The sequence below is a fragment of the Paenibacillus antibioticophila genome (assembly GCF_000455265.1).
Lineage (GTDB): Bacteria > Bacillota > Bacilli > Paenibacillales > Paenibacillaceae > Fontibacillus > Fontibacillus antibioticophila.
The window spans coordinates 2,722,470-2,737,981 of the sequence record NZ_HG005139.1 but is presented as its reverse complement, the minus strand read 5'-3'; the positions used below and the strand labels follow the sequence as shown (position 1 = coordinate 2,737,981).

9 protein-coding genes are annotated in these 15,512 nt (G+C 49.1%); 8 read left to right on the top strand and 1 reads right to left on the bottom strand.

All coding sequences use genetic code 11. The features are described from left to right. Positions 1-128 precede the first annotated feature (128 nt). From arfA to TX85_RS12560, 7 genes are all read left to right on the top strand, one after another. On the top strand, positions 129-1,664 hold the full coding sequence (gene arfA / locus TX85_RS12595; RefSeq protein WP_044480040.1) for an arabinosylfuranosidase ArfA: 1,536 nt from the start codon (positions 129-131) through the stop codon (positions 1,662-1,664). Positions 1,665-1,694: 30 nt separating this feature from the next. Then, complete coding sequence (locus TX85_RS12590) at positions 1,695-3,029, top strand: ABC transporter substrate-binding protein (RefSeq protein WP_044479443.1); 1,335 nt, start codon at positions 1,695-1,697, stop codon at positions 3,027-3,029. Between the two features lie 69 nt (positions 3,030-3,098). Beyond that, on the top strand, positions 3,099-3,995 hold the full coding sequence (locus TX85_RS12585; protein WP_044479442.1) for a carbohydrate ABC transporter permease: 897 nt from the start codon (positions 3,099-3,101) through the stop codon (positions 3,993-3,995). After that, complete coding sequence (locus TX85_RS12580; RefSeq protein ID WP_044479441.1) at positions 3,995-4,828, top strand: carbohydrate ABC transporter permease; 834 nt, start codon at positions 3,995-3,997, stop codon at positions 4,826-4,828. Before TX85_RS12585 ends, TX85_RS12580 begins: the two co-directional genes overlap by 1 nt. Before the next feature lie 37 nt (positions 4,829-4,865). Beyond that, positions 4,866-5,831, top strand: a complete 966-nt coding sequence (locus TX85_RS12575; protein WP_044479440.1) for a glycoside hydrolase family 43 protein — start codon at positions 4,866-4,868, stop codon at positions 5,829-5,831. Between the two features lie 1,388 nt (positions 5,832-7,219). Beyond that, complete coding sequence (locus TX85_RS12565; RefSeq protein ID WP_044479438.1) at positions 7,220-8,761, top strand: response regulator transcription factor; 1,542 nt, start codon at positions 7,220-7,222, stop codon at positions 8,759-8,761. Between the two features lie 403 nt (positions 8,762-9,164). Further along, entirely contained in the window at positions 9,165-11,969 is a 2,805-nt protein-coding gene (locus TX85_RS12560; protein WP_044480039.1) for a glycoside hydrolase family 3 protein, read from the top strand. 105 nt (positions 11,970-12,074) lie between these two features. On the opposite strand, the gene TX85_RS12555 is transcribed toward TX85_RS12560, so the two are convergent. Then, the gene (locus TX85_RS12555; protein WP_044479437.1) at positions 12,075-12,977 is read right to left on the bottom strand and encodes a helix-turn-helix transcriptional regulator; all 903 of its coding nucleotides are present in this window, start codon (positions 12,975-12,977) and stop codon (positions 12,075-12,077) included. A 138-nt stretch (positions 12,978-13,115) separates the two neighbouring features. Here TX85_RS12555 and yicI point away from each other — a divergent pair, with 138 nt between their 5' ends. Further along, positions 13,116-15,437, top strand: a complete 2,322-nt coding sequence (yicI, locus tag TX85_RS12550) for an alpha-xylosidase (protein WP_044479436.1) — start codon at positions 13,116-13,118, stop codon at positions 15,435-15,437. Positions 15,438-15,512 lie beyond the last annotated feature (75 nt).

The window sequence follows — 15,512 nt, the reverse complement described above, 5'->3', positions numbered from 1 at the left end:
TTTGTTTATAAAAACATGAAAAGATTTATATTTATATATTTACAGCTATGTTCTTGTATGTTATTTTATATCTGTAAGCGGATTCATTCAAGTTGATGGGAAACATTTTATCGTTATTTAAAATAGGGATGGAAGGTGATCATTTGTCATCCGCAACAACTGGGCTCAAAGCAAAAATGGTTGTAGACAAAGCATTTAAAATTGCCGAAATTGATCCGCGGATTTATGGCTCTTTTGTGGAGCATCTCGGCAGAGCCGTGTATGGGGGGATTTACGAAGTAGCTCATCCTGCGGCAGATACCTATGGCTTCCGCAATGATGTCAAGACGCTGATCCAAGAGCTGAATGTACCGATTATCCGCTATCCAGGCGGAAATTTTGTGTCCGGATATAACTGGGAAGATGGCGTAGGACCGTTGGCTGATCGTCCCAAGCGGCTGGAGTTGGCCTGGAGAACGATCGAGCCGAACGAGGTTGGCACGAACGAATTTGCCCGATGGGCGAAGGAGGTCGGCTCTGAAGTGATGATGGCGGTCAATCTCGGAACTCGCGGAGTCGATGCGGCAAGAAACCTTCTGGAGTATTGCAATCATCCAGGCGGGAGTTATTGGAGTGACCTGCGCCGCAGTCATGGATACGAAGAGCCGCATAAGATCAAGACCTGGTGTTTGGGCAATGAGATGGACGGTCCATGGCAGATCGGACAGAAGACGGCCCAAGAGTACGGCCGAATCGCTTATGAGACAGCAAAGGCGATGCGCCTGGTTGATCCCACGATTGAGCTTGTTTCTTGCGGCAGTTCCAGCACGGCGATGCCGACCTTCCCGGAGTGGGAAGCGATTACGCTCGATCACACCTATGAAGTCGCTGATTATGTATCCCTTCACCAATATTATGGCAACCGGGATCATGATTCGGCTAATTTCCTAGCCAGATCGATGGATATGGAGCATTTCATACGAACGGTAGCCTCTACCTGTGACTACGTCAAAGCTAAGAAACGCAGTAAGAAGACGATGTATCTCAGTTTTGATGAGTGGAACGTCTGGTATCACTCCAATGATACCGATGCCAAGATTGATCCATGGACGATTGGTCCGCCGCAGCTTGAAGATGTGTACAACTTTGAAGATGCTCTGCTGGTCGGGAGTATGTTGATTACGATGCTTCGTCACGCAGACCGGGTCAAAATGGCTTGCTTGGCTCAGCTAGTGAATGTCATAGCGCCAATTATGACGGAAAACGGAGGACGCGCCTGGAGACAGACCATCTTCTTTCCTTATCTGCATGCATCCAGATACGGCCGGGGCGAGTCGTTGCTGCCCATCGTTGATTCGCCGAAATATGATGCGCAGGATTATACCGATGTTCCTTATCTTGATAGTGCGGTTGTATACCGTGCGGAGGAAGAAGAACTTACTATCTTTGCTGTCAATCGTCATTTGGATGAAGCGCTCGAATTACAGTGCGATGTCCGCGGCTTCGAAGACTACCGTGTCATAGAGCATATTGTACTTGAACATGAGGACTTGAAAGCGGTAAATACAGCGGAATTGGAATCAGTCAAACCTCATTCCCGGGGAGGGGCGGAATGCCGGGATGGCTTCGTGCATGCCCGCTTATCCAAAGCCTCCTGGAATGTTATCCGTTTGAAAAAGGCTTAAGCCGAAAATGATCATGTGGGAGGTCAAGGTATGAAAAGAAAATGGTTCACGATCTGTTTGGTGCTCGTAATGGCGACGGTACTCGGGGCGTGCGGCGGAAATTCATCTTCTTCCAGCAACGGTGAAACTTCAGTGCTGGACAGCGGTGCCGGGGAAGATGCAACGGAATTGTCCTATTGGACTTTCGTAGAATTGCATGGACAGCATTTTGAGAAGATGCTGGGCAAATGGAATACAGAGTATCCGGACCGTCAAATCAAGCTTAATGTTACCGTGATGCCTTATGATGACATGCATAATAAGCTATCCATCGCGGTTCAGACGGGAGTGGGGGCTCCTGATATCTCCGATATCGAACTAGGCAAGTTTCCCGATTTTTTGAAGGGTGAACCCCAATTGGAGCCTTTGAATGATGTGATTGATCCTTACAGAGACACTATCGTTCAATCAAGAATTGATTTGTACAGCAAAGACGGCCAAAATTACGGGATTCCAACCCATGTCGGTGCTTCTGTAGCCTTCTACAATACAGAAATCCTTGAGGCTGCCGGAGTTGATTACAAGAGCATCGTAACCTGGGAGGATTTCAAGCAAGCAGGGATGCAAGTATACGAACAGACCGGCAAGTACATGGGAACGGCTGATACCAGCGCAACCTGGCAGGTTACGCAGTTGCTTGCTCAGCAAGGCGCGGATCTGACAGACGACTCAGGTAATCCGATTGTGAATTCTGAAGAGGCCGTCAAGGCGTTAATGATGCTTAAAGATCTGCAGGATAATAACGTGATTGCTACGATTGCAGGCGGACAGCCGGATACGGAAGAGGCTTACGGTGAATTCAATTCCGGGAACTATGCTACGGCCTTCATGCCGCTCTGGCAAATGTCCAGATATACGAACTATATGTCTGATTTATCTGGGAAAATCGCAATTGCCCCGATTCCGGTGTTGGAAGAAGGGATGCCTAGATCGGTCGGCGGCGGCGGTACAGGTACTGTTGTGACCAAGACGGCAAAAGACATTCAATTAGCAAAAGATTTCCTCGCCTTCGCCAAGCTGTCTGAAGACGCGAATATCGAGATTTGGAACACGCTCGGCTTTGACCCCGTAAATATGGACGTGTGGAATATGAATGATGTGACACACAATCCAGACAACCAATTTGTGAAGTATTTTGCCAATAACCCGTTTGATGTTTTGAATGAAATAAAAGACGAAATCATGCTGATTAAATCCACATCATCATCTCCGACCATTAACAATGTCCTTTGTACGGTAACACTCAATGAGATCTTTGAAGACGGCAAGGACGTAAAACAAGCGCTTGACGAAGCCCAGGCTCAAATCGAACAGGAATTAAAGTAGGCCTCATGGAAATAAGACTTGAGAGCTGCTCTAACCGGAGCAGCTCTCTTTAAAAGGGAGGAGAGGACGATGATTAAAAGGTTCCTGTACTCGCAAAAGGTTGCTCCTTATGTGTTCGTACTTCCTTTTATCGCTGTCTTTTTGATTTTCTGGGTATATCCGTTGGCGAGTTCATTCTCCATGAGCTTCCAGAAGCTGACGCTTGGCCAGGAAGCGGCATGGGTTGGTTTTGACAATTATTCCAAGCTGATAACGGACGGAGTTTTTTTCAAGGCGGTAACTAATAGCGTTATTTATATGGTGCTTACCTTGCTCATTCTAATTCCTTTTCCAATGCTGTTTGCGGTGTTGATTAACAGTAAATTCATGTGGGGAAGAGAGTTTTTCAAATCCTCCTTCTTCTTTCCCGCTTTAACCTCTGTTGTCGTCGCAGGTACGATTTTCCGGCTTATGTTTGGTGAAATGGATACCTCGCTGATTAACAGTGTTCTTGGCTTTTTCGGGTTGGATCCGGTTAAATTCCTAAAAGGCCAGGTTACGGGTTACATTGCGCTTCTGGTGCTTGCTACCTGGCGCTGGACAGGAGTTAATATGCTGTATTTCTTATCCGGGCTGAAGAATATTCCGGATGATTATTATGAAGCGGCGGCCATCGACGGTGCCTCCAAGGTTCAGCAGTTCACAAAAATCACCATGCCCTTGCTTAAGCCAACGACCATTTATGTGCTTACGATCAGTATTTACGCCGGTTTAGCGATGTTTATTGAGAGTATGATGTTGTGGAACGGAAACAATTCTCCCAAAAATATTGGTCTTACGATCGTCGGATACTTGTACCGCCAGGGGATTGAGAAGAACAATCTGGGCTATGCGGCAGCGGTGGGCATTGTTCTGCTTGCCGTTACGATGATCATTAATTTGACGCAATTGGCGTTCAGCGGCCTCTTTAAAAAGGAGGAGAACTGATGAGAAAAGACGTTGCGTTCAAAGCGGTCCTCTTTCTATTTTTCGCTATCCTTTGCATCCTGGTACTGATTCCGTTCTATGCGGTTGCCTTGGCTTCCTTCAAGCCCGGGGGAGACCTCGTAAGAAATGGTCTGAACTTAAGCTTTGACCTAAGCCGAATGAGTCTGAATAATTATGTCTTTCTATTTACCGGCAGTCATTCTTACTTTACATGGTTCTTCAATTCGGTTTTTTTAACGATCGTTCAGGTTGTGCTTACCTTATTTGTTAGCGCCACTGTGGCATACGGGTTTTCGGCCTATGAATTTAGAGGAAAGAACTTTCTGTTTATCTGCGTGCTGCTCATCATGATGGTTCCCTTCGAAATATTGCTGCTGCCCTTGTACAAACTCACGAACGATCTTGGGCTTATGAATACGTATTCTGCAATTGTTCTGCCGGGCATAGCCGGAGCCGCCACGATCTTTTTCTTCCGGCAATACCTCAGTGGAATTCCAAGGGAGATTATTGCTGCCGGGCGTGTAGACGGAGCGTCGGAGTACGGCATATACATGCGGCTGATTTTGCCGATCATGAAGCCTTCATTCGCCGCCATGGCTATTTTGAACGGCATGAATAGCTGGAACAACTTCTTGTGGCCGTTTATGGTGCTTAGCGATTCCAATAAATATACGCTGCCAATCGGCTTGAAGACGCTGCTTACACCGTATGGGAACAATTATGATCTGCTCATCGTGGGTTCATTTTTCTCAATCATTCCGATCTTTGTTCTGTTTATGGCCTTCCAGAAGTACTTCATTGACGGAATGACGGCAGGAGCGGTGAAGGGTTAGTAGAAAAAAGGAATAAAAGGATAAAGGAGAAACCGATATGAATACAAAGAGAGAATACAAAAACCCCATTGTTCTGCAGCGAGCGGATCCATGGATCTATAAGCATACAGACGGATATTACTACTTCACGGCTTCGGTTCCGGAATACGACAGGATCGAATTGCGCCGGTCCGCTACGATTCAGGGACTGCAAGGCGCGGCACCCAAGGCGGTGTGGCATAAATATGATTCCGGTCCGCTTAGCGCCAACATTTGGGCACCGGAGATCCATTACCTTCAAGGCAAATGGTACATTTATTTTGCGGCCGCCAGAACGACGGAGACGCAGGAAGGCTTGTTCGATCACCGGATGTATGTGCTGGAGACGGAGGCGGAGAATCCGCTAGAGGGGACGTGGATCAAGAAGGGGCAGGTGCATACCCGTTGGGAGTCCTTTGCTCTTGATGCGACTGTGTTTGAACACCGGGGAGAGCTATACTATGTCTGGGCGCAAAAGGATCCTGAGATCGAAGGAAATTCCAACTTATACATTTCCAAAATGAGCAATCCGTGGACGCTGGCGGGCGAGCAATCCATGATCTCTACGCCGGAGTATGATTGGGAGAAGATCGGCTTTCTGGTCAATGAGGGCGCTGCCGTATTGAAACGAAATGGACGTATCTTCATCGCTTATTCAGCGAGTGCGACGGACTTCAACTACTGCATGGGCCTGCTTGCTGCGGATGAAGATGCGGACTTGCTGGACCCTGCGTCGTGGACAAAGTCGCCGGTTCCGGTATTTCAGACCAATGAGGAGACAGGCCAGTATGGCCCGGGGCATAACAGCTTTACGGTCTCGGAGGACGGAAGGGATGTCCTTGTCTACCATGCCCGGAATTACAAGGAGATTGTCGGGGACCCGCTCTACGATCCGAACCGGCACACTCGTGCCCAATTGTTCGGGTGGAAGGAGGACGGGACGCCGGATTTCGGGGTGCCGGTAAAGGATCATAGCGCGATTTAGTAAGTGAACGGGTTTGAAAAGGACCGTCCGGGGAACCGGGCGGTCCTTTTTCGGTGGTGGTGCGCCCGGCATGGACAATGGTGGTGTGCGCCTGACCTGGCAGGGCAATTACTCAAGCGGAGGCGGTGAATGCTTGTCACGGTAGGCAACTTCAGCCCCAAGGCTTCAGGGCTCTGAGGCCCTGAGGCCGAAAAGCTCCAGGACTCCGAGGCCCGAGGCCCCAAAGCCAGAAGCCCCAAAGCTCCGAAGTTCCAAGGGCCCGAGGCCCAAGACCCCAAGACCCCAAGACCCCAAGACCCCAAGACCCCAAGACCCCAAGACCCCAAGACCCCAAGACCCCAAGACCCCAAGACCCCAAGACCCCAAGACCCCAAGACCCCAAGACCCCAAAGTCCCCAAGCTCCAACTTCGAGGATCAAAGGGACATGCACACTGTTCCAGTTGAGTCGCTTTCACCTTTTCACCTGATTCTTACGGACATTACGTCTTCTTAGAGCTAACTTTTGATGACGATGGAAGTGTAACGGACATTTTGTACACTTAGCGAGTAGATGTAGAGGAAAGTGGGATGATTGGGTGTTCTAAGTGGCGAAAATGTCCGTTAGCGATCAAAATAGTCTGAAAAGGCCTGCTAACAATCCAAAATGTCCGTTAGAAAACCAAAGGAAGATGTAGTCGAAGAAGGAAGTAACCGAAGAAGGAAGTAACCGAAGAAGGAAGTAGAGGAAGTGACCGAAGAAGGAAGTAGCCGAAGGAAGATGTAACCCAGGAGGATATTACCCAAGAAGGATGCTAACCGCTGAGGCTGGTATGCTTTGATTCCATTTCATCTGATGCTAGGAGCAAAGCTGTGGCACGAGGAGGGGCAACGGCGCTCCAACGCACGCAGCAGGTACGCAGCGGGTATGAAGCAGGCACGAAGGATCGGAGCAGCCATGTGCCAACTGCCTTGTAGCAAAACTGTAAAGGCTAAGTGGCTAGGGCATAAGTGTGAAGGTAAAAGCTTTCTGTAAGAAAGCTACTTCGGAAGCATAGAGCGTGAGCGTTCGCCTTTGTGAGCGGATTTCTTCCCTGTGAGAATTTAGTTCAATCAGAGAAACCTGCGAGCAACAGCGATCGTAAGCACCCTTCACACGTTGCCCCTCTAGCGTGCCTGCTTTATGTTTAGATTTTATACGGCGTTTGCATGGGGACGAGCGCAATGCCAAACGCAATATTGTGCAACATTTTAACAGAATTATGTTTGTTGTAATTTTGATAAAAGTTATAATTGAAAGTAACAGAGGATGTAAACGCTATACTAATCATAGGCTCTATTCCTCAAAAAAAGAGCATAATTTACATAAAACTGGGCTGCCGAGTCTACTTCGGCGGAAAGGAGAACAGCGATGATTCAAGTGCTGATTGTCGATGACGAACCAAAGCTCCGTGAGGGTCTTCGCTCGTTTATTGATTGGGAAGCGCATGGGTACTGTGTGGTAGATACAGCGTCTAACGGCAACGAAGCATTGGAGAAGTACCAACAGCTCAGACCAGGACTGGTTATCGCTGATATTCGCATGCCGGGGATGGATGGGCTGCAATTGATCGGTCGTCTTCGGGAATTGGACCCCTCCCTGCACATCTTGATTTTGAGCGGCTATGCCGATTTTGAATATGCGAAGAAGGCAATACAGCAGCGTGCTGACGGTTACTTGCTTAAGCCGGTTGATGAAGATGAACTGATTGGTTACTTGGACACGATCAAGTCCCAGATTGATCAAGCGAGTCAAGCGGAACAATGGAGACTTACAACAAGAGAATGGGGCAGAGAGTCTTTTATCATTTCGCTTATGATGGAGCATCCGGGAGATCCGGAGCTGCTTTGGAGCCGGGCAGAAGAGCTCGGACTGGCCTGGAGATCCTATCAGGTGCTGTTGCTATCAACGGTTCTTGATGAGGAGGATTATGGAGAAAAGCTTGCTGCAGTCAGAAATACGATGACCCGGTTGCTGGAAGCGAAAGGGCGGGGGTATGTATTTTCCCATCATTCGCAAATCGGTGTTTTGTTGAATGATCCGATTCTTCCGGTGGAATGGTCTGAACTATATTTCAATATTCGACATGTCGTTGAAGGATTGGGCATCGATTTTTCGCTAGCTCTTGGTCCGAAGGTGTGCAAGATCGAGGAGGTTGCCTATTCCTATGGCGTGGCCAACAGACTGAACAAGAACCATTTCTTTTTAGGCAATGATAAGTTGCTGACAGAGGAACTGCTTGTAGAGCAGACGCACGATGGAGGCGTTTCGGTTCATGAGTTGGATGAACAAATCTATTACGCTGTCGAGATTGGAAACCATGAGCTGGTGAAGCAGCTCATTGAACAAAAAGGGACTTGTTACATCTCCCAAGGACTTACGGAGGAGCAGATCAAGCTTCACTTTGCCGAGATGCTGACGGCACTGCTGGGAAGAGGGATCAAGCAGTCCCCGGAGCTTCAGCAGCGGAACAGGGAGTTTTCGGAATACTTGTCTGATATTTATAAGGCGTGGACATTGGGAGAGCTCTATGAAAAGGCACAGCAATTCCTTAAGCAAATGATGAATGAGCTTGGCTCGAAAGCATGCAGTAAGCATCAGGAAGTCAAGATGATGCTGGAACTGATCCATCGTAATTTTAATGAGAACCTCAAGCTGGAAACCTTGTCGGGCATCTTGAACTACAATAGCGCATACCTGGGCAAGCTGTTTAAAAATGAGACAGGCGAATACTTTAACACGTACCTGGATAAGGTGCGGATTGAGAAGGCCAAGAGCTTATTGGAGGAAGGTTTGAAGGTTTACCAGGTTGCCGAACGAGTGGGCTATACCAATGTGGATTACTTCCATAGCAAGTTCCGGAAATATGTGGGGACCTCCCCTTCTGCTTACCGGAAAACATCAAATAGTTAGCGCTATATAAGTCGAACTAATCTATATAAGCTGAACTAAAGATTGTACACCTAGGGCAACGTGTGAAGTGTTCTTACGATCGCTGTTGTTCACGGATTTCTTTGACTGTACTAAGCCATAAAAGGGTGGAAATCCGCTCACAAAGGCGAACGCTATCGCTTCTTCAGAACACTTCTCACTTATGCCCTTCTGTGTACTTTTCCAGTTCAACTTATATAGTTCATCTTATATAGATTAGAAAATGGGCCGCGCTACTCGGCCCTCTTCTTTTTAGTTCTACTGATTTTCATATGAAAAGAGTGCAAATTTCATGAGTATTAAAGCCCTTGCGAATCAAGTTATGATAGTTGCGAAGAGTTATAATAGCGCTTTCAAAAAACAAGATAGAAACGGGGTTTATGACATGAATTTCCCATTTCAGAATGCTGATCTGCCTTTGGAAGAACGGGTTGATGATCTGATCTCCAGATTTACTCTGGATGAAAAAATCGAATTAATGTGCCAATACCAATCCGAGATTCCGCGGTTAGGAGTCAAGAAATACAAGCACGGCACAGAGGGGGCCCACGGCGTTGCCTGGCTGGGTGAAGCAACGGTCTTTCCTCAAAATATCGGACTCGCGTGTACCTGGGATCCCGAACTGATGCGTGAAATCGGATCGGTCATTTCCGAGGAGGCCCGGGTTTATTATCAACGGGATCCTGCTGTGAACGGACTGACCGTTTGGGCGCCGACCGTCGATATGGAGCGGGATCCGCGTTGGGGACGCACCGAGGAGGCCTATGGAGAAGACCCGTATTTGACGGGACGCCTTTCAACGGAGCTTGTAAAGGGAATGCAGGGAGATCATACTTTTTATTACAAGACGGTCGCGACCTTGAAGCATTTTTATGGAAATAATAATGAAATAGATCGCGGCAGCGCTTCGGTCAGTATTGATCCGCGGAATAAACGGGAATATTATTTGAAGGCTTTCGAACCTGCATTTCGTGAGGGGAAGGCCGGGTCGATGATGACAGCTTACAACGGGGTGAACGGTACGCCGTGCAACCTGAATCATGAAGTAAATGAGATTGTGAAAAAAGAATGGGGCATGGATGGATTCGTCGTCGGAGATGCCGGAGATGTGCTGGGGACTGTAATGGATCATGGATATGTCCAATCCTACGCCGAGGCCGTGGCTGGATCTGTCAAAGCAGGAATCGACAGCATTACGGACGAGCAAGATATTTCATTCCGCGCGCTCCGTGATGCCTTGGAGCAGGGATTGCTGGAGGAGAGCGAACTGGATCATGCCCTGCGCAATACCTTCCGTGTGCGCTTCCGTCTGGGAGAATTTGATCCGATTGACCGGAATCCTTACGGCCATGTTCCGGAATCCAGGCTGTGCGCACCGGAGCATGCGGATTTGTCGCGCAAGGCGGCACAGAAATCAGTGGTTCTCCTCAAGAACAGCGGAATTCTTCCGCTGCATCAGGATCTGGAGTCTATCGCTGTGTTGGGGCCGCTTGCGAATGAAGCCTACACGGATTGGTACAGCGGCACTCCGCCTTACCGGATCACCCCCCTTCAAGGCATTCAGGAGAAGCTGTCCGAGAAGAACAAGGCCCACTTCCATACGGGACTTGATAAGGTGAGAATCCGCGAGGCAGAGAGCGGCTCCTATATTCGCATTATGAATGGAGAAGCGGCTATGCTCGTTGCCGATGGTCAGGCAGCCGAATCCGCCGAGACCTTTGAGCGTAATGACTGGGGTTGGGGGAATACTACTTTTCGTGCTGTAACTACGGGCAAGTATATTACCGAAGGGGAAAAGGGACTGCAGGTCACGGCCGAGGAGGCGCGCGGCTGGTTTGTTAAGGAATCCTTCCGGCTTGAACCGGCGGAGAATGGCTGCTTCGTCCTCAAATCCTGGGAAGGGAAGCCAATTATTCTGGATGGAACCCAATTGGCAGTCTCCTCTGAGCCTGATGCGGCCGGAGCAAAATTCCTGATCGAGCGCGTTGAGGATGGCATTGCCGAAGCTGTTCGTGCGGCGAAGGCTTCCGAGCGTGCAGTGATTTTTGTGGGCAACAGTCCTTTTATCAATGGAAAAGAAACCATCGACCGGCCGGATATCGTGCTGCCTGCTGATCAGCAAGCCTTAATCAAAGCGGTCCATAGGGCTAACCCGAACACCGTTGTCGTTATCGTTGGCAGCTATCCGTTTGCTGTGAACTGGGAGCAAGAGCATGTGCCGGCGATTCTGTATACCTCTCATTCCGGACAGGAGCTCGGACGGGCTGTCGGTGACGTGCTTTTCGGACAATACAATCCGGCGGGACGGCTCAATATGACCTGGTATAAATCAACAGATCAACTGGCTGATTTAATGGATTACGATATTATCAAGGGCAAGCGGACTTACCAATATTTTGATGGAGACGTACTGTATCCCTTCGGACACGGGTTGAGCTATACGAGGTTTGCCTATGAAGAGTTGAGTCTTGATAAGGAGAACATGGGAGCAGAAGAGACAGCAACCGTCTCTGTTCTGGTCCGCAATATCGGCGGTACGGCGGGAGAGGAGGTTGTTCAGCTCTATGTCAGAGCAGACCAATCTCGTGTTACACGGTCGATTAAGACGCTTGCCGGATTTAGACGAATCCATCTTGAGGCAGGAGAAGAGAAGAGGCTGGACTTTAAGCTTCCGGCATCCGAGCTGGCCATGTGGGATGTAACCCGGGATAAATATGTTGTAGAGCAAGGCAGCTACACGATTATGATCGGAAGCTCGGCAGGCTCCATTCAAGCGGATACCGTGCTCAGAGTCGATGGCGAGGTGATCCCGCCTCGTTCGCTGCAGCAGCCGACACGTGCGGTTAACTATGATGATTACAAGCAGGTATATATTGACGAGTGCCGTGAGGGCGGGGAAAGTGTTGCTTTGTCCAAAGAACAGGGATGGATACTGTTCAGGGATGTGGAGTTGGGAGCTGGTGCTTCCTCCTTTGAGGCAAGAGTATCCGGAGGAATCAGAGGCGGCGGTATTCAGATCGTGCTGGATCAACCGGATGGGCAGGCCGCTTCTGAGCTGAAAGTCATTCCAACCGGAGGCAGCCAGGCCTGGACTACAGCAACTGCTGAATTCAATCCTATTAGCGGACGACATGATGTTTATTTGAAGCTTCAGGGGGAGATCCGCATAGGCTGGTTCAAGCTGAGCTAAATACGGGCAGAACAGAACAGGCAGAATAGGCTGAACAGCAAAACAGCAGAACAGCAAACAGGCAGAAAGTCAGGCACCGCAGGAGCAGGTATAAGCTCCTGCGGCTCATGCTTCGATCTGCTCCAGCAATCGCTTGCGGAATTCGGAAGGGGAGCAGTTCATTGCTTTTCTGAATACCCGAATGAAATAACTGATATTGTCGTAGCCGGCTTCAAGGGCTACGTCCGATATTTTCCGATCCGGGTTGCGCAGCATCTCGGCTGCCTGACGGATCCGGTAAGCATTAATGTAATCCATTGGCGTCTGGCGGGTCATGGACTTAAAGAAACGGCAAAATTGTCCTTCGCTCATAGGAATTAAGGCGGCAAGCTCAGCGAGTCTGATCGGATGACTGAAATTCTCCTGGATATAATGAATCACTGTTTTCAAACGCGCAATTTTGAAGGAATCGCTCCGGCTGCCTGCTTGGCGGTTGCAAGCTTGGCCAGATGCCGTCATTCCTGCAATCATGAGATACAAATGTCCTTTGACAGCGCCTTCATAACCAAGCGCCTTATCGTTGCAGCATTGCATGATGGCATGGATCTGCTCCAGCAACACATTCATTCCGGGGGGATGCGGTTGAATATGACGGGGAAAGGTCGCCTTTTTCTCCTGAAGAGGGAGAATAAGGTTCTCCTGGACAGCATCATAATGGGCGCTCGCCAGCAGCTGGGTATCGAACACGAGCGAAAAGAAGCTGCATCCCTGCTCTCCGTGGGCATGGGCCGCATGGATATCACCCCCGTCGATAAAGACGGCTTCTCCGGCGCGAACGAGAAAATAATCGGTATCCACCTGGAACATGGTCTCGCCTTGCAGGCAGTAGAAGAACTCAGCTTCTTCATGCCAATGGCAATCGATCACATGCTCACCGGGTCCATACTGATACCAGTACGTGCCAAGGGGCAGATACTCATTTCCGTGCATTTTGCTCTCCTTCAAGGAGCTGCGCAATGCCTGATCCATTAGAAATCATTCCTTTCATCAAAATTGTGTTAAGTAATCATTGTATTTTGCTAGTTTCGTTGTTTTTTAATCAGTATAATGCAATTGTAAACTAAATTGCGGTACTAATACAAGCGATATGAAGGGTGGCAATAAACCATGAAATTTACAGACGGCAACTGGTTGATTCGAGATGGATATTCTTTGTCGACAGCAGTTCAAGCCTACGATTTTATAAACGAAGGACACACCTTGACGGCCTCTGCGTCAACGGCGCCATTGCGCGGTCGTGGGGATATGATCAATTCAACGCTGCTTACGATTTCTTTTCATTCCCCGCTGCCGGGGGTTATCGGCGTCAAGCTTGTTCATTTTGATGGAACCGTGGATCATGGACCTAATTTTGAACTGACGAAGAGCGGAGATCACGCCGTGATTACCGAGACCGAGGAGTATGCGGAGCTTAAGAGCGGCGATCTTAGTGTACGCATTTCCAAGGGAGATCAATGGTCAGTTAACTTCTATCGTGGCTCGCAGCGCATTACAGGCAGCGGCTTCAAATCGATGGCACATATTACCGAAACGGCGACCGGTACGACGTTCATGCGTGAGGAGCTGGATCTTAGTGTAGGAGAATGGGTATACGGCTTGGGCGAGCGCTTCACCTCCTTTGTGAAGAACGGCCAAATCGTTGACATTTGGAACAAGGATGGCGGGACCAGCTCTGAGCAAGCTTATAAGAATATTCCGTTTTACATCACGAATAAGGGTTACGGCGTATTCGTCAATGATCCGGGCGGCGTATCCTTTGAAGTCGCTTCTGAAAAGGTGAAAAAGGTTCAGTTCAGCGTAACAGGCGAAGTGCTGGAATACTTCATCATTGATGGTCCGGAGCCGAAGGAAGTGTTGAATAAATACACTGCCTTGACCGGCAAGCCGGCGCTGCCTCCGGCATGGTCATTCGGATTGTGGCTGACCACTTCGTTTACGACGAATTATGATGAAGCTACTGTCAATTCCTTTGTGGATGGCATGGCGGAACGCGATTTGCCGCTGCACGTATTCCACTTTGACTGCTTCTGGATGAAAGAATTCCATTGGACGGATTTCAAGTGGGATGAGCGCGTATTCCCGGATCCGGTGGGGATGCTGAAACGGTTGAAGGATAAAGGGCTGAAGATCTGTGTCTGGATCAATCCGTATATCGGGCAGCGTTCGCGCTTGTTCAAGGAAGGCAAGGAACGCGGATATCTGGTGAAGAAGCCAAATGGAGACGTATGGCAATGGAACCTTTGGCAGCCTGGCATGGCTTTGGTTGATTTCACGAATCCCGAGGCATGCGAATGGTTTGCCGGATATCTTCGGGAGCTTGTGGACATGGGAGTCGACAGCTTCAAGACAGACTTTGGCGAGCGGATTCCTACCGATGTCGTGTACTACGACGGTTCTGATCCAGTGAAGATGCACAATTACTATACGTATCTGTACAATAAGGTAGTATTCGATGTCCTGGAAGAGAAGCTGGGCAAGAATGAAGCGGCATTGTTCGCTCGTTCGGCCACCGTCGGTGGACAGAAATTCCCCGTTCACTGGGGCGGCGACTGCTACGCGGATTATGAGTCGATGGCTGAAAGCCTGCGCGGAGGCTTGTCGCTCGGATTATCAGGCTTCGGCTTCTGGAGTCATGATATCGGCGGCTTTGAGAATACGGCACCGGTTCACGTATTCAAACGCTGGCTGGCCTTTGGTCTTCTTTCCAGCCACAGCCGGCTGCATGGAAGCAGCTCCTATCGGGTGCCTTGGGCATACGATGAGGAAGCTGTTGATGTAACCCGCTTCTTCACGAAGCTGAAATCCAGCCTGATGCCGTATCTGTTCGACACGGCAGTCTATGCAACGGAAAAAGGAGTTCCAACGATGCGGGCAATGTTCCTGGAATTCCCGAACGACCCTGCAGCAGAAACACTGGATCGTCAATACATGCTGGGGGACTCCCTGCTGGTTGCTCCGGTATTCAGTGAAAATGGTGAGGTTTCTTACTACCTGCCGGAAGGAGCATGGACTCACCTGCTCTCCGGTAAAGTGGTTGAAGGCGGCAAATGGCATAAAGAGACCTACGATTTCATGAGCTTGCCATTGTTCGTTCGTCCAAACAGCATTCTTCCGATTGGCGCCAATGATCTGCGTCCGGATTACGATTTTGCTGATGGGGTTAACCTAAGATTTTATCAGCTGGAAGAAGGCGTATCCGTCTCGCGCACCGTACGCAATATGAAGGGTGAAGCAGAACTGACCGTCACGGCGGTACGGAACGGCAAGAGCATCTCTGTACAAGCGGAGGGTGCAGGTAAAGCCTTTACACTGTCGCTCCATGGCATGGGTGAAGCTGCTTCTGCTCAAGGTGCGGAATTGACAGAATCCGGCTTGTTGGCTGTTACAGGCTTTAGCGGAAAAACAACCGTAGAAGTTACGTTGAAATAGGCTCGAAATTGCTTCTTGTTCCAGAATTCATTAAAGGTTTAAATAACGAATCATGTTATGTTGCTCTTTGGCCTG